Genomic DNA, 16,345 nt, shown 5'->3' on the forward strand with positions numbered 1-16,345 from the left:
AAGGCCTGCGCGGCCGGGCCCGTCGTTCGTCATGGGCTCCATCCTGTCGGCGGTCCGGGCATTTCTCAATCTCGACCGGCGCCGCAGCGCGTAGCGTCTCAGCCATGGCGGAATTGAAATCCCGGCTGCGGGACGACCTGACGCAGGCGATGAAGGCCCAGGACAAGCTGCGAACTGCGACCCTGCGCATGCTGCTGGCCGCGATCCAGACTGAGGAGGTCTCCGGCAAGCAGGCGCGCGAGCTCACCGACGACGACGTCATCAAGGTGTTGGCCAGGGAATCGCGCAAGCGCGCCGAGGCGGCCGAAATCTACACCCAGAACGGTCGCGGTGAGCTCGCCGCCAACGAGCACGCCGAGGCCCGGGTCATCGACGAGTACCTGCCCACGCCGCTCACGGAAGCGGAGCTGGCCGACGTCGCCGACACCGCGATCGCACAGGTCGCCGAGGAGATCGGCGAGCGGCCGGGCATGAAGCAGATGGGCATGGTCATGAAGGCGGCCACCGCGATCGCGGCGGGGAAGGCCGACGGCGCGCGGCTGTCGGCCGCGGTGAAGGAACGCCTGTAGGGCCAATTGCTCTGCGGTGAGCCGGAATCCGCGGTCGCCCGCAACGACTCCACGCCCACAACGGCTCTATCATCCGGTAATGCTGATCCGGGTCCCCTCGATCCGGCAAACGTTGGAGCAGTTGCGCACCGAGGATCCGGAGCGCGACGCGCTGAAACGGGCCGTCCGGGCGGCGATCATGGTGCCGATCACGGCCGGCGTCGCCTTCGCTGTAGTGGGCGGCACCGTGACACCGCTGTATGCGCTGCTCGGCGCTTTCTGGCTGCTGGTGGTCACCGAGTTTCCCGGCAACCGGCAGCAGCGCGCGGTGGGTTACCTCGGCTTGACCGTCAACGGAATCGTCCTGATCTCCGTCGGCACCTTGGTCGCCCCAATCCCCTGGCTGGCCGTGGCTCTGATGTTTCTGCTCGCGATCGCGGCCACCCTGGCCAGCTTGCTCAGCACGACGGTCTCCGCGGGTCAGCGCGCGACCCTGTTGTGTTACGTCTGGCCGGTCTGCACGCCGACCGGGCCCATCGGCGAGCGGTTGCTGGGTTGGCTTATCGCCGTCCTGCTGTGCGTGCCGGCGGCGTTGTTCTTCCTTCCGCCGCGGCACTACGGTGCCCTGCGCCGGCACGTCCGACAGGTGTGCACGGCGCTGGCCGACCGAATCGAGGGCGCCGGTTCGGCCGAAGACGTGAGCGCGGCCATGGACGCGTTGCGGGCGAACTTCCTGGCCGCCAGCTGCCGGCCGGTCGGCCTCAGCGCCGGCAGCCGGGCACTGGTACGCGTCGTCGACCTTCTCGAGCTGGTCGCCGACCTCGTCGACGACGACACCGGGAGGACGTTGGGGACGCTGAACCCGCCTGCCGTCGAAATCCTGCGATGCTGCTCCCGATTGCTCGACGCAGCGCAACTCGCCGATCGCGCCACAAATCGCGCCACCCTGGACGAGGTGCTGGCCCAATTGCGGTCGCTGGCGCGGCGCAATTACCGCGACGACGTGGTGCTGATTCTCGACGCACCGGACGACGAGGCTGCCGGTGTGACGGGGCGACAGCTGCTGGGATGCCGAAGTATCACGACGACCATCGCCTTGATCGGCAGGGTCATCGCGGCGGCCGCCGCGGCCGACGCGCGGCCGGTGTGGGCACGGGCCCTCGGCCTGCAGCTGCCGCCCACCGGATTCGCCGACCGGCTGGCGTCGGAGACCGCCGCCGGCACGGCGGCGGCGGCAGCGTTCCTGGCCACCCGTTCCGTCGCGGCGCACAACGGCCTGCGGATGGGGGTCGGGTTGGCCCTGGCGGTCGCCGTCACTCATCTGCATCTGGTGGAGCACGGCTTCTGGGTTGTGGTGGGAACGATGCTGGTGCTCAGCAGCAGCGCGTTGACCACCAGAACCAAAGTCGTTCAGGCGGTTGTGGGTACGACGCTGGGGATCATCGTCGGCGGGCTGCTCGTCGGGGCCGTCGGTCCGGAACCCGTGGCGCTGTGGCTGCTGGTCCCGATCACCATTTTCGGGTCGACCTACCTGCCGCGGTTCGTTTCGTTCACCATCGCCCAGGCCGTGGGGGCGTTGAGCCTGCTGGTCATCCTCAATCTCACCGCACCCGCCGGCTGGCGCGTCGGCCTGCTGCGCATCGAAGACATCGCGATGGGCGCGGCCGTCGGCCTGGTCGTGTCGCTGCTGCTGTGGCCCCGGGGCGCCACGGTTGCGGTGTCGGCCCTTATTCGGGCGGCGGTGGACGTCAACTTGCGCTACCTGCGGGCGGCCGTGCTGCGGGTCACCGAGGGTCGCTCGGAAGACAGCGACTCCGAACTCGCCGCCCTCAGCCACGATGCCCTCGTGTGCAGCCGAAGAGTGGATGACGCTGTGCGGCATTATCTTTCGGAGACGGGTAGCGGGGCCGACCTGCGCACTCCAGTGGTGCGGGCGGCCAACCGGGCCACGTGGTTGCGCCTCGCGGCGGACATGATCGCCGACATCAGGACGCTGCCCCCGAGTGGGTCCTATCCCTCCGCCCGGGCCGTGCTGGAGGCCCACTTGGAGTTCGTCACCGAGCGGTTCTCAGCGTCCAGCGACACGACCGGTCGGCCGATGGCCGGGGAAGTTGCCACGGCTTTGCGAGCCGAGAGGGCCGGCGAAGCCAACGCGGTCGAGGCCGCGCAGCCATTCGTCACGGTGGCGGCCACCCTCGGCGAACTCGAGTTGATACCGCTCGGGCAAGCCGAACTGCCTTCTTCCACAAAGGTTTCCATCACCAGCCAGAGTTGATCAGGCCATCGTCCGGGTGCCGTCGCCGGCCCGCCTGGTGACACGCCGGTCGTCGAGCCGCTCGAGCAGTGGCACGGCGACGCGACGGGTGGTGCCCAGGGCGCGCCGGGCCTCGCTGACGGTGAACGGCTGCGGCAGCTTCGCCAGGACATCGGCCGCCCGATCGAACGCGTCGGGACCCAGCACCACGCCGTCGGCGATCCGGGCCAGCCGCCCGGCGCGCACGGCGGCGGCCAGCTCCCGGGGGCCGAGCTTGAGGTCGGCCAGTTCGGCGGCCTCCGGCGCGCGAAACGGCTCGGCGGCCAGCCATTCCTCGATCGAACGCACCGCCTTGTCGACGCGGGCCGGCAGGCCCGCACCGGGCGGACGGACCAGCCCGTCGGCCACCTCCAGGCCGGTGCCGGCGAGCAGCGGCGGCAGCAGTTCGGCGGCGGGCAGCCCGGTGCGTTGCCGCAGCGTCTCCGGGGGCATGCCCGCCGCGACGTCGTTCTCGCCCGCCCACTGCCGCACCGCCTCGGTCGCGCGGTCGCGCCGCTCGGCCCACCACTGCGGGTCCACCACCCAGTCGCCCACCCGCTGCCCGCGCGCCGGCAGGCCCATCGCGCGCAGGTCGCTCGCCCGCGCGCAGTCCGGCGGGCGGACCCGGCCGGCCGCCAGCTCTGCAGCGCGTTCGCGCGCCGCGCCCCGGCGGCGCAGCCCGGGCGGCCGGACGTCGAGCACTTCGATGCCCGCCGCGATCCGATGCTCCCCGGGATCGCGCAGCAGCCCGACGTCTCCGACCCGCAACGGCAGCGGGCTCGCCAGCCGCAGCCGCGCCGCGGCGGCCCCCAACGCGCGCACCTGCACCGGCACGGCCGCGGATCCGACGTGCAGCACCAGCTGGCGGTGCAGCGTGCCGGCCGACCGCAGGCCGACGTCGATCTCCGCGGTGTCCAGCCACACGCCCGGCGTCCGGACGGTGTCCCCGCGGCCGATGTCGTGGCGGTCCACGCCCCGCAGGTTCAGCGCCACCCGCGCCACCGCGCCGACCTCGATTTCGCTGCGGCCCAACGACTGCAGCCCGCGGACCGTCAGGCGGCGGCCGGCGTGTTCCAGCTCGTCGCCCACCCGGATGGTGCCCGCCGCCAGCGTTCCGGTCACCACCGTGCCCGCCCCCCGGACGGTGAATGACCGGTCGACCCACAGCCGCACGTCGGCGTCGCGGTCCGGCGGCGGCAGCCGGTCGATCAGCGCCGCCAGCCCCGCGCGTACCCGCTCCAGGTCGGTACCGATCGCGACGGGCACGTCGCCGAGCGAGGTGGCGGCGAACCGTTCGCGCGCGTGCTCGATGGCCGGACCGGGATCGGCGAGGTCGGCCTTGCTGATCACCAGCAGCCCGTGCCGGACCCCGAGGGCGTCGAGCGCCGCCAGGTGTTCCTCGGACTGCGGCATCCAGCCCTCGGTGGCGGCGACGACGAACAAGACGGCCGGCACCGGGCCGACTCCCGCGAGCATGTTCGCGACGAACCGTTCATGGCCGGGCACGTCGACGAACGCGACCTGACGGCCGCCGACCTCGGTCCACGCGAAGCCGAGGTCGATGGTCAGGCCCCGGCGCCGCTCCTCGGCGAGCCGGTCGGGCCACATGCCGGTGAGCCGGTGCACCAGCGTCGACTTTCCGTGGTCGACGTGCCCGGCCGTGGCTACGACGAACATGCCCGCACCGCCGCCGCCAGCAGCTCGTCGTCCTCCGGCGCCACCGTGCGCAGGTCGAGCAGGCAGCGGCCGGATTCCAGGCGGCCGACGACGGGCGGGCTCCCCGCGCGCAGGGCGGCGGCGTACGACTCCGGCAGGCTCACCGCCGCGCTGGGCAACTCGACGCCCGGCGCACCCCCGCCGCCGACCGCGGCGACGCAGTCCACCGCGACGGCTCCCAAGTCTTGGGGCAGCCGGTCGGCAAGCGATTCGGCGCGGGCCCGCAGCCGCGCCACGTCGGCATCCAGCGCCTGGGCCACCGGTGGGGGCGGGCCCGTCAGCGTGGCCTCCAGCGCGGCGAGGGTGAGCTTGTCCACGCGCAGGGCGCGCGCCGCCGGATGCCGGCGCAGCCGCTCGATGAGCTCACCATCGCCGAAGAGCAGGCCGGCCTGCGGGCCGCCCAGCAGCTTGTCGCCGCTCGCGGTGACCAGGCTGGCGCCGTCGCGCAGCATCGACGTGGCGTCGGGTTCGTCGGGCAGCAGCGGGTGCGGCGCCAGCAACCCGGACCCGATGTCGACCACCAGCGGGACGTTCAGGTCCTTCAGCTGTGTGACGCCGACGGCCGAGGTGAACCCGGTGACGTGGAAGTTGGACGGGTGCACCTTGAGCACGAAACCGGTGTCGGGCCCGATCGCGTCGACGTAGTCGCGCAGGCTGGTGCGGTTGGTGGTGCCGACCTCGCGCAGCCGCGAACCGGTGGACGCCAGCAGCTCGGGAATGCGGAAGCCGTCGCCGATCTCCACCAGCTCACCGCGGCTGAGCACGATCTCCTTGCCCGGGGCCAGCGTCAGGGCGGTCAGCAGCAGGGCGGCGGCGTTGTTGTTGACGACGTGCACGCCGCCCGCGGTGGGCACCGCGCGCGCCAGGGCGGCCAGCGCGCCCCGGCCGCGGCGCGCGCGCCGGCCCGTCGCCAGGTCGAACTCGACGTCCGTCGTCCCGGCCGCGGCGACCACCGCGTCGACGGCGGCCCGCGACAGCGGCGCCCGGCCTAGGTTGGTGTGCACGACCACGCCGGTGGCGTTGAGGACGGGCCGCAGGCTCGACGCGGTGGCCGGAAGGGCGGCGACGGCGTGCTCGGCGACGCGCTCGGGCTCGATCTCCCCGGCACGGGCCCGTCGCTGCGCCTCCACGATCACCGACTTCACCAGTGCGCGGCCCAGCACGCGTTGCGCCTCGACCAGGCGCGGATCGGCGAGCAGGACGTCGGTCGCGGGCACCCGTCGGCGCGGGTCGCTCATGTCAGGCTCGGGGGAGTATGGCGGAGGCGGACGGGAATCGAACCCGCCAGCGGCAGCGTCTGCCGTTCGACGGTTTTGAAGACCGCGCCGGTCACCAGACCGGACACGCCTCCTCGGACCATGCCAGCAATTATGGACTTCGTGACATATCGACTGACCCAGTACGCCCACGGCGGCGGGTGCGCGTGCAAGATCCCGCCCGGTGAACTGGAGGACATCGTCCGCGGACTCGGGCCGGCCGCGCCGCGCGACCCGCTCGGCGAGCTGCTCGTCGGGCTCGACCACGGCGACGACGCCGCGGTGGTTCGTGTCGAGGGCGGCACGGCGCTGATCGCGACGACGGACTTCTTCACCCCGGTGGTGGACGACGCCTACGACTGGGGCCGGATCGCCGCCACCAACGCGCTGTCCGACGTGTACGCGATGGGCGGGCGCCCGGTGGTCGCGGTGAACCTGCTGGGTTGGCCGCGCGACGTGCTGCCGTTCGAGCTGGCCGCCGAGACGCTGCGCGGCGGGCTGGACGTCTGCGGCCTGGCCGGCTGCCACCTCGCCGGCGGGCACAGCGTCGACGACCCGGAGCCCAAATACGGGCTGGCCGTCACCGGGGTCGCGGACCCGAACCGGTTGCTGCGCAACGACTCCGGCAAACCCGGCACGCCGCTTTCGCTGACCAAGCCGCTCGGCATCGGTGTGCTGAACAGCAGGCACAAGGCCACCGGGGAGCGCTTCGAGCAGGCGATCGACGTGATGACCACCCTCAACGCCGACGCGGCCGCCGCGGCACTGGCGGCGGGCGCCGAATGTGCAACGGACGTAACGGGTTTCGGCCTGCTGGGCCACCTTTACAAGATGGCGCGGGCCAGCGGCGTCACGGCGGTGATCGACTCGGCGGCGGTGCCGTATCTGGATGGCGCGCGCGAGGCGCTGGCGGCCGGCTACGTCAGCGGCGGCACCCGGCGCAACCTCGACTGGGTGGCGCCGCACGCCGACCTGTCCGCGGTCGGCGAGGACGAGGCCCTGCTGCTCGCCGACGCGCAAACCTCCGGCGGTTTGCTGATCGCCGGCGAGATCCCGGGTGCGCCCGTCATCGGGGAGCTGGTGCCCCGCGCCGAGCACCCGATCGTGGTGCGCTGAGCGGGCGGGGTTTCGGAAGGGCGCACTAGGCTTAGGGGCATGGCCCCAAAAAAGACGATGCGCAAGCTTTTCCTGGAGTGGCCCGTCGTGCGTCAGCTGCGCTCGGGAGACAAGCTCGGCCGCGGGTCGGCCGTCACCTCGAAACAGACCCGCGCCGTCGCGCCGCGCACGACGACGGCCGACCGCGTGGTCCAAAGCATCTGTCCGTACTGCGCCGTCGGCTGTGGGCAGAAGGTGTACGTCAAGGACGACCGGGTGGTCCAGATCGAGGGCGACCCGGACTCACCGATCTCGCGAGGCCGCTTGTGTCCCAAGGGTGCTGCCAGTGAACAGCTGGTGAACTCGCCAGGCCGGCAGCTGAAGGTCCTCTACCGCGCTCCGCGAGCGACCGAGTGGCAGCCGCTCGAGCTGGACACCGCGATCGACATGGTGGCCGACCGCTTCGTCGAGGCGCGCCGCCATTCCTGGCAGGACATCGACAAGAAGGGACATCCGCTGCGGCGCACCATGAAGATCGCCGCACTCGGCGGGGCCACCCTCGACAACGAAGAGAACTACGTCATCAAGAAGCTCTTCACCGCCGCCGGCGCGATTCAGATCGAGAACCAAGCTCGTATTTGACACAGCTCCACGGTTCCCGGTCTGGGGACCTCCTTCGGGCGCGGCGGCGCCACCCAAACACTGCAAGACATGGCCAACGCGGACTGCATCGTCATCCAGGGCTCGAACATGGCCGAGTGTCACCCCGTCGGCTTCCAGTGGGTCGAGGAGGCAAAATCGCGCGGTGCCAAGGTGATTCACGTCGATCCGCGGTTTACTCGCACGTCGGCGGTGTCGGACAAGCACATCCCGATCCGGGCCGGCTCTGACGTGGTGCTGCTCGGGGCGCTGATCAACCACATCATCTCTGCCGAACTGTGGTTCAAGGAGTACGTCGTCGCGTACACCAACGCGGCGACCCTGATCAACGAAAATTACCGCGACACAGAGGATCTGGGCGGTCTGTTCTCCGGTTACGATCCCGAAACGGGGCAATACGACCAATCGACCTGGGCCTATGCCGGACAGGAAGAGGACGAACACCGTCAAGAGCACGGCGCCAGCGCGTCCGCCCGAGCGGCCGGCGACGTGCACGGCAGCGGCGGTCCGCCCTTGCCGCACGCTCGCGTGCTGCGCGACGAGACCCTGCAGCATCCCCGCACGGTGTTCCAGATCGTCAAACGACATTACGCGCGGTACACGCCGGAGATGGTGCGCGACGTCTGCGGCATCAGCGCCGAGGACTTCGATTACCTGGCCCGCTCGATCGTCGAGAACTCCGGACGTGAGCGCACCACCTGTTTCGCCTACGCCGTCGGCTGGACTCAGCACACGCTGGGAGCCCAATTCATCCGCACCGCAACGATTCTGCAGTTGTTGCTCGGCAACGTCGGTCGCCCGGGCGGCGGGATCATGGCGCTGCGCGGTCACGCCACCATCCAGGGGTCGACCGATATTCCGACGTTGTTCAACCTGCTCCCCGGCTACTTGTCGATGCCGAAGGCCGGCGTGCACGACACGTTCCGTGAGTACATCGAAGCGGTCGGGCCGAAGAATCAGAAGGGTTTCTGGGCCGACGCGGACACCTACTTCGTCAGCCTGCTCAAGGCGTGGTGGGGAGACGCCGCCCGGGCGGACAACGACTGGGCCTACGACTATCTGCCGCGGCTGTCCGGCCCGCACGGCACGTACCAGACGGTCATGTCGATGCTCGACGACGAAGTCGACGGGTACTTCCTGCTCGGCCAGAACCCCGCCGTCGGCTCGGCGCACGGCCGGTTGCAGCGCATGGGGATGTCGCGCCTGAAATGGTTGGTGGTGCGCGATCTCAACCTCATCGAGTCGGCCACCTTCTGGAAGGACGGCCCGGAGATCGCCTCCGGCGAGCTGAAAACCGAAGACATCGAGACCGAGGTGTTCTTCTTCCCGGCGGCGACGCACGTCGAGAAGGCCGGATCGTTCACCCAGACCCAACGCCTCGTCCAGTGGCGCCACAAAGCCGTCGACCCGCCCGGCGACTGCCAGAGCGAGCTGCAATTCTTCGTCGAGCTGGGCAAGCGAATCCGGCAGCGGCTGGCCGGGTCGACCGACGAACGCGACCGGCCGCTGCTGGACCTGACCTGGGATTACCCCACCGACGAACATGGAGAGCCCGACCCCACCGCAGTGCTGGCCGAGATCAGCGGCTGCTACCTGACCGGGCCCAAGGCCGGCCAGCCCGTGCCGGGATACACCGAGCTGGGGGCCGACGGGTCGACGTCGTGCGGCTGCTGGATCTACTCGGGCGTGTATGCCGAAGGGGTCAACCAGGCCGCCCGGCGTGCGCCGCTCGGAGGTCCGAGTCCCAGCCAGTCCGAGTGGGGCTGGGCCTGGCCGGCCGACCGCCGCATCCTGTACAACCGCGCATCGGCCGACCCTGATGGCAAACCGTGGAGTGAGCGCAAGCGCTACATCTGGTGGGATGGGCAGCGCGCCCGTTGGGTGGGCGACGACGTGCCCGATTTCCCCGTCGACCGCGCCCCACACGTCCGGCCGGATCCGGACATCGGCGGCCCGGATGCGCTGGCCGGTGACGACCCGTTCATCATGCAGGCCGACGGCAAAGCCTGGCTGTTCGCCCCGAAGGGGATGGTCGACGGGCCGCTGCCCACGCATTACGAACCGCAGGAGTCCCCGGTCGCCAACGCGCTGTATCCCCAGCAACGGAACCCGGCGCGAATCACGTTCCCGCGCAAGGACAACCTGAGCGCGCCCAGCGCCGGGGAGCCCGGGTCCGACGTCTATCCGTACGTGTTCACCACCTACCGGCTCACCGAGCACCACACCGCCGGCGGCATGAGCCGGTGGCTGCCCTACCTGTCGGAGCTGCAGCCGGAGATGTTCTGCGAGGTGTCCCCTGAGCTGGCCGCCGAGCGCGGCCTGGAGCCCTACGGGTGGGCGACGATCATCTCGCCCCGCTCGGCGATCGAGGCCCGGGTGCTGGTCACCGAACGCGTTGCGCCGCTGGTGATCAACGGCCACACGGTGCACCAGATCGGGTTGCCGTACCACTGGGGCGTCGGCGGCGACGCCGTGGTCAGCGGGGACGCGGCCAACGACTTGCTGGGCGTCACACTGGATCCCAACGTGCAGATTCAGGAGTCGAAGGCCGGGTCGTGCGACATCCGGCCCGGCCGCCGGCCGCAGGGCGAAGAGCTGCTCCGCCTGATCGCCGAATACCAATCTCGCGCGGGCGCCACCGCCGAGACCGGAAATGTCCGACTGAGCGACGCCGTCGGGGAAGGGGGAGCCGATGGGCCAGCTGAGCGGACCGACTGACCCGGCCGCCGAAGCCGGTTGGGCAGTTCCCAAGCCGCGCAAGGGATTCTTCACCGACACCTCGATCTGCATCGGCTGCAAGGCTTGCGAGGTCGCCTGCAAGGAATGGAACCGCAACCCGCGCGACGGGGAGCTGGAGCTGCTGGGTTCGTCCTACGACAACACCGGAGCGCTGGGCGCCAGCACATGGCGGCACGTCGCGTTCATCGAGCAGGGCCGCGACCGCATCGCGCAGGCGCGCGAATCCGGTCGGGCGCTAATCGATTTGGGCATGCCCGCCGTGCCGGCACCTCCGGACACCAGCCCGCCGGACACGCCGGAGTTCCGCTGGCTGATGTCGTCGGATGTGTGCAAGCACTGCACGCACGCCGGATGCCTCGACGTCTGCCCGACGGGTGCGTTGTTCCGCACCGAATTCGGCACGGTCGTCGTCCAGGCCGACGTCTGCAACGGGTGTGGCACGTGCGTCGCGGGGTGCCCGTTCGGGGTGGTCGAGCGGCGCAGCGACGGCACCTTCACGACGCCGGCGCAGCGACCGGGTTCCCCAAGCGAGAAACCGGTTTCCGGGGTGGCCCAGAAGTGCACCCTCTGCTACGACCGCCTGGTCGAGGACCAGACACCGGCGTGCGCCCAGACCTGCCCGACCACCTCGATCAAGTTCGGCAATCACGACGACCTGGCGGTCACGGCGCGGGAGCGGGTCGCCACGTTGCACGCCCAGGGGCTGACGGAGGCCCGCCTCTACGGCGCCAACGAGAACGACGGGGTGGGCGGCACCGGCTCGATCTTCCTGTTGCTCGACGAGCCGGAGGTCTACGGGCTGCCGCCCGACCCTCGGGTGTGCACGGCCGACCTGCCGGAAATGTTCAAGCGGGCCGGCCTCGCCGCGGCCGGCATGTTCGGCGCGGCGGTGCTGGCGTTCTGGAGGAGCAGGTGACCACCTCGGAATTCGACAGCGTGCGCCCTCCCGAGCCGACGGGCGGCCGACGACGCAACGGAAAGGGCAAGGGGCGCAAGGGCGGTGCCGACGGCTCGCGCGAGATGCCGATGGTGCCCGAAGCGGAGTTCAGCTCGTATTACGGACGCCCGGTGGTCAAGCCCGCGCCGTGGGGACACGAAGTGGCGGCATACCTGTTCCTGGGCGGCGTCGCCGGTGGGTCGGGTCTGTTGGCGGCCGGCGCGCAGCTCACCGGTCGGAACAAGCTGCGCCGCAACACCCGGCTGTCCGCCCTGATCGCGGTGATGCTGGGCGCGGTCGCGCTGGTGAAGGACCTTGGCCGGCCCGAGCGTTTCGTCAACATGCTGCGCACGATCAAGCTGACCTCGCCGATGAGCGTCGGATCCTGGATCCTGAGCTCCTTCAGCGCCGGGATCGGGTTGGCCGCGGTCGCCGAGATCGACCGGATGACCGGCGAGCGCATCCCGCTGGGCCCGCTGCGGCCCGCGCTGCGCGCCGTGGAAGGTCCGGCCGGTTTGGAAGCCGCGCTCTTCGCGCCGCCGCTGGCCGTCTACACCGCGGTGCTGCTCAGCGACACCGCAACCCCGACGTGGAACGCCGCCTATAAAGACCTGCCGTTCGTGTTCGCGAGCTCGGCGACCCTGGCCGCGTCGGGATTGGCGATGATCACCACCCCGGTCGCCGAGGCCGGGCCCGCCCGCACCCTGGCGGTCATCGGGGCGGTGAGCGATCTGGTCTCCGCCAGGTTCACCGAACACCGGATGGACCCGGTGACCAGGGAACCGTTGCACCACGGCAGGCCGGGCCGGCTGCTGGCGTGGAGCGAACGGCTCGCGGCCGCAGGCGGTTTGGGCGCATTGCTCGGCGGGAAACACCGCGGCGTCGCCGCCCTGTCCGGGATGGCGCTGCTGACGGCCTCGGCAATGCTGCGGTTCGGGTTCTTCGAGGCGGGGCTGGAGTCGACCCGCGATCCCCGCTACACGATCGAGCCGCAGAAGCGCAGGCTGGCGGCCCGCCGGGCGGCGGGCGTCACGGGAGACTCCATCACCACCGCGGATTAGCCGTTTGCGCCCGCGAGCGTCCGCGAACCGAGCCAGGCTGCGAGTTTCGGCACCGGTTTTCGCAGTGTGGTTGGGCTCGCGAACGTAAAGCGTTACGTCCGCGAACGCGTGGGTATCCAGGTGGCTATGACGAATTTTGGCTACACTTTGATGACCGAGCAGAGTGGACCCAAAGACCTTGTGCGGCATGCAGTTTCAGCCGAAGATCGCGGGTTCGACTTCGAGGTGTGCAGTGACCATTTCTCGCCCTGGCTGACGTCGCAGGGGCACGCGCCGAACGCCTGGGCGGTGCTGGGTGCGGTGGCGCACGCCACCGAACGGGTGGACCTGTACACCTACGTGACCTGCCCGACGATCCGGTATCACCCCGCGATCGTCGCGCAGCAGGCCGCCACCGTGCAGATCCTGTCCGACGGCCGGTTCACCCTCGGCCTGGGCAGCGGCGAGAACCTCAACGAACACGTCGTCGGCAGGGGCTGGCCCACCGTCGAGCGTCGGCAGGACATGCTGCGTGAAGCCATCAAGATCATCCGCGAGCTGTTCGGCGGCGAGCTGGTGAACTGGCGCGGCGAGTACTTCCAGGTGGACTCGGCGCGGTTGTGGGACGTGCCGGACGTCCCGATCGGCATCGGGGTCGCGATGTCCGGGGCGAAGGGCGTCGAGAGGTTCGCCAAGCTGGCCGAACACCTGATAGCCGTCGAGCCCGACGCCGACCTCGTCCGCGAGTGGCACGCCGCGCGCCAGGCCGCCAACCTCGCCGGCGGCGGTCGGGTGGTCGGCCAGATCCCGGTGTCGTGGGATCCCGACCGGGATGCCGCCATCCAGCGCGCGCACGACCAGTTCCGCTGGTTCGGCGGCGGCTGGAAGGTCAACGCCGACCTGCCGACTCCGGCCGGTTTCGCCGGCGCGACCCAGTTCGTGCGGCCCGAAGACGTTGCCGAGTCGATTCCGTGCGGTCCCGACCTGGATGCGATCGTCGAGGCGGTCCGACCCTACTGGGAGGCCGGATTCACCGACATCGCGCTGGTCCAGATCGGCGGCGAGACGCAAGACCTCTTCCTCAAAGAGGCCGCCCAGCCTTTGCTCGACGCGCTGCGCGATGCGGCCGGTTGATCACAAGTTTGGGCCGTTTCTGCCCGGGTATCCGACAGCCAACGTGGGCTTCGGGCGACCATCGGCAGTTTGACGCATCAACAGGGGCTTAGGGCCGGGGCGGGCGTAAAACCGGCAAATCTGCTGTGCAGCAGCCGTTTTGTGCCCGCTTGTGCCAGGCCTGGCAAGGGAGTCGACAATGAACGATCGATCCGGCAACACTACGGCGCCGCTGGTAACGGCGCTCGCCGGCGCCAGCTTCGGGCTGGGTCTGGCCGAGCTGGTGGCGCCCCACAAGGTTGCTGCGATCGCGGGCGTGGACGACACGCGCCGGGCCCGCCGGGTCATCCGCGCGCTCGGCGCCCGCGAATGCGGCCATGGCGCCGCGTTGTCGGTCGGCTCGGACCGGCTGGTTTGGACGCGGGTGGCCGGCGATGTCCTGGATGTGGCGTTGCTGCTGGCCGGGGTAGCGGCCCGCGGCCGCGGGCGTCGGCGCCGGGGCGCGATTTCGGCCGCCGTCCTCGGTGGCATCGGGGCGGTCGACCTTTACGCCGCGCTGCGCGCCGCCCGCGATGGCGGCGCGCGCCACGCCAACGGCGCGCGCAACCGAACCGTGCGCGCCGCGGTCACGGTCCGGCGCCCACCCGAGGACGTGTACCGCTTCTGGCGCGACTTGGAGAACCTGCCCAGCTTCATGCACCACCTGCAATCGGTCACGGCCGGCGACGACGGCCGGTCACACTGGGTCGCCAGCGCGCCGGTCGGGCAACCGGTGCAATGGGACGCGCAGATCACCGAGGACCGACCCGGCGAGCGGATCGCGTGGCAGTCGCTGCCCGGTTCGGCGATCCAAAACGGCGGCAGTGTCCAGTTCACCCCAGCCACCAACGGCGACGGAACCGAGGTCCGGGTCCAGATCGGCTACCAGATGCCGGGGGGCGCCGTCGGCAAGGCCGCCGCGACCCTGCTCGGCGAATCACCCGATCAGCAAGTCAACGACGACCTTCGGCGGTTCAAGCAAATCCTGGAGACGGGACAGGTGCTGCGCTCGGACGGCTCGCCGGAAGGCACCGCCTCGGCCCGGCAACTGCATCAGCAGCCCGCCCAGCCGAACGGTCACAACGGAAAAGGAGCCACCGCATGAAGGCCACGATCTGGGCAGGACGCAACAGCGTTGAGGTGAAATCGGTTCCGGACCCGACGATTCTCAACGAGCGCGACGCCATCGTGCGCGTCACCTCGACGGCGATCTGCGGTTCGGACCTGCACCTCTACGACGGCTACATCCCGACCGTCAAGCACGGGGACGTGCTGGGCCACGAGTTCATGGGCGAGGTCGTCGAGGTCGGCAAGGCGGTGCCCAACCTCGCCGTCGGCGACCGGGTGGTGGTGCCGTTCCCGATCGCGTGCGGGGCCTGCTCGGCCTGCGAACGCGACCTGTATTCGCTGTGCGAGAACTCGAACCCGAACGCGGGCATCGCCGAGAAGTTCATGGGTCATTCCCCGGCGGGGCTCTTCGGGTATTCGCACATGCTCGGTGGATTCGCCGGTGGCCAAGCGGAATACGCCCGGGTGCCGTTCGCCGACGTGGGACCGCTTCGGGTCGAAGACGACCTCACGGACGATCAAGTGTTGTTCTTGTCGGACATCTTGCCGACGGGCTACATGGGCGCCGAGATGTGCGACATCCAACCCGGCCAGGTCGTGGCGGTGTGGGGCGCCGGTCCGGTCGGGCTGTTCGCGATCATGAGCGCGTTCCTGCTGGGCGCATCCAAGGTCATCGCCATCGACCGGGTGCCCTATCGACTCGAGCTGGCCGAAAAGATCGGCGCGACAACGGTCAACTTCGACGAAACGCCGGTTCTCGCGGGGCTTCAGGACATCACCGCCGGGCGGGGGCCGGATCACTGTATCGATGCGGTCGGGATGGAGGCGCGCAATGGGTCCACCCCGGTGGACGCCTACGATCGGGTGAAGCAGGCGATGCGGCTGGAAACCGAACGCCCGCATGCACTTCGGGAAGCAGCGATGAGTTGCCGCAATGGCGGCACCATCTCGATCGTCGGGGTCTACGGCGGCCTGATGGACAAGTTTCCCATCGGCGCGATCATGAACCGGTCGCTGACCATCAAGACGGGCCAATGCCACGTGCAGCGCTACATGCGGCCCCTACTGGAACGGATCCGGAGCGGCGACATCGACCCGACCGTCATTATCACCCACCATCTCGGGCTCGATCAGGCGCCGCACGGCTACGAGATCTTCAAGCACAAGCAGGACGGCTGCACCAAAGTCGTCCTCCATCCGTGAAGGAGGTATCGCGATGTCAAATGAGTTGCAAGGGACAAAGATTGCCATCCTGGCGGCGGACGGCGTGGAGAAGGTGGAACTGGAGCAGCCACGTGCGGCCCTGGAGGAAGCCGGCGCCGAGGTCGAGGTGCTGTCGCTGAAGCCGGGCGAAATCCAGGCTCGTGACCACGATCTCGAGCCCGCGGGCACCTTCCCCGTCGACCGCGCGGTGTCGGACGCGTCGGTGGGCGACTTCGGCGGCCTGGTACTCCCGGGCGGCACGGTGAACCCGGACAAGCTGCGTCTGGACGAGGCCGCGGTCAAGTTCGTCCGCGACTTCGTCGTCTCCGGCAAGCCGGTCGCCGCCATCTGTCACGGACCGTGGACGTTGGTGGAGGCGGGCGTGGCCGTGGGGCGCACGCTGACCTCCTATCCCAGCATCCGCACGGACCTGCGTAACGCCGGCGCCCATGTGGTGGACGAAGAGGTGGTGGTTGACGGCAACCTGATCACCAGCCGCTCACCGTCGGACCTGCCGGCGTTTTGCGAGACCATCGTCAAGCAATTCGCCCACGGCAGTGCGGGATAGCCGCCGCCGGACCGTTTTAACCCGCAATTTTGCGGGCATTACACAGGTCAGGCCGTGATCGCCACGGCGA

Annotated in this window: 12 protein-coding genes and 1 tRNA gene; 10 read left to right on the forward strand and 3 right to left on the reverse strand. The window is 70.1% G+C overall.

Translation table 11 applies throughout. The annotated features are described in order from the left end of the window. The first annotated feature begins 104 nt into the window (after positions 1–104). Both A5712_RS04240 and A5712_RS04245 read left to right on the forward strand, forming a co-directional pair. Entirely contained in the window at positions 105–569 is a 465-nt protein-coding gene (locus A5712_RS04240; protein ID WP_068101786.1) for a GatB/YqeY domain-containing protein, read from the forward strand. A 79-nt stretch (positions 570–648) separates the two neighbouring features. Next, positions 649–2,823, forward strand: a complete 2,175-nt coding sequence (locus tag A5712_RS04245) for an FUSC family protein (RefSeq protein ID WP_068101789.1) — start codon at positions 649–651, stop codon at positions 2,821–2,823. Here A5712_RS04245 and A5712_RS04250 read toward each other — a convergent pair whose 3' ends face one another. The 3 genes from A5712_RS04250 to A5712_RS04260 all read right to left on the reverse strand — a co-directional run bounded on the left by A5712_RS04250 (position 2,824) and on the right by A5712_RS04260 (position 5,908). Next, positions 2,824–4,518, reverse strand: coding sequence for a selenocysteine-specific translation elongation factor (locus A5712_RS04250; protein WP_068101792.1), 1,695 nt, complete (start codon positions 4,516–4,518; stop codon positions 2,824–2,826). Continuing rightward, a complete protein-coding gene (gene selA / locus A5712_RS04255) occupies positions 4,506–5,795 on the reverse strand; it encodes an L-seryl-tRNA(Sec) selenium transferase (protein ID WP_068101795.1) in 1,290 nt (429 codons plus the stop codon). Before selA ends, A5712_RS04250 begins: the two co-directional genes overlap by 13 nt. Positions 5,796–5,813: 18 nt before the next feature. Next, positions 5,814–5,908 (reverse strand) — tRNA-Sec (locus A5712_RS04260). A 19-nt stretch (positions 5,909–5,927) separates the two neighbouring features. On the opposite strand from A5712_RS04260, the gene selD reads away from it, so the two are divergent. The 8 genes from selD (at position 5,928) to A5712_RS04305 (ending at position 16,275) form a co-directional block, all read left to right on the forward strand. Continuing rightward, on the forward strand, positions 5,928–6,929 hold the full coding sequence (selD, locus tag A5712_RS04265) for a selenide, water dikinase SelD (RefSeq protein ID WP_369830358.1): 1,002 nt from the start codon (positions 5,928–5,930) through the stop codon (positions 6,927–6,929). A gap of 57 nt (positions 6,930–6,986) precedes the next feature. Continuing rightward, on the forward strand, positions 6,987–10,286 hold the full coding sequence (gene fdh, locus A5712_RS04275) for a formate dehydrogenase (RefSeq protein WP_231981972.1): 3,300 nt from the start codon (positions 6,987–6,989) through the stop codon (positions 10,284–10,286). Further along, complete coding sequence (locus A5712_RS04280) at positions 10,261–11,223, forward strand: 4Fe-4S dicluster domain-containing protein (protein ID WP_068101863.1); 963 nt, start codon at positions 10,261–10,263, stop codon at positions 11,221–11,223. The genes fdh and A5712_RS04280 overlap by 26 nt, the downstream gene beginning before the upstream one ends. After that, a complete protein-coding gene (gene nrfD, locus A5712_RS04285; protein WP_068101804.1) occupies positions 11,220–12,305 on the forward strand; it encodes an NrfD/PsrC family molybdoenzyme membrane anchor subunit in 1,086 nt (361 codons plus the stop codon). The genes A5712_RS04280 and nrfD overlap by 4 nt, the downstream gene beginning before the upstream one ends. 126 nt (positions 12,306–12,431) lie before the next feature. After that, complete coding sequence (locus A5712_RS04290) at positions 12,432–13,418, forward strand: LLM class F420-dependent oxidoreductase (protein WP_068101807.1); 987 nt, start codon at positions 12,432–12,434, stop codon at positions 13,416–13,418. A 178-nt stretch (positions 13,419–13,596) separates the two neighbouring features. Continuing rightward, positions 13,597–14,541, forward strand: coding sequence for an SRPBCC family protein (locus A5712_RS04295; protein WP_068101811.1), 945 nt, complete (start codon positions 13,597–13,599; stop codon positions 14,539–14,541). Then, positions 14,538–15,707, forward strand: a complete 1,170-nt coding sequence (locus A5712_RS04300) for a zinc-dependent alcohol dehydrogenase (protein WP_068101814.1) — start codon at positions 14,538–14,540, stop codon at positions 15,705–15,707. Before A5712_RS04295 ends, A5712_RS04300 begins: the two co-directional genes overlap by 4 nt. A gap of 13 nt (positions 15,708–15,720) precedes the next feature. Next, positions 15,721–16,275, forward strand: coding sequence for a type 1 glutamine amidotransferase domain-containing protein (locus A5712_RS04305; RefSeq protein ID WP_068101818.1), 555 nt, complete (start codon positions 15,721–15,723; stop codon positions 16,273–16,275). The last annotated feature ends 70 nt before the right edge of the window (positions 16,276–16,345 follow it).

The sequence above is a fragment of the Mycobacterium sp. E2327 genome (assembly GCF_001672675.1).
In the GTDB taxonomy this organism is placed as follows: domain Bacteria; phylum Actinomycetota; class Actinomycetes; order Mycobacteriales; family Mycobacteriaceae; genus Mycobacterium.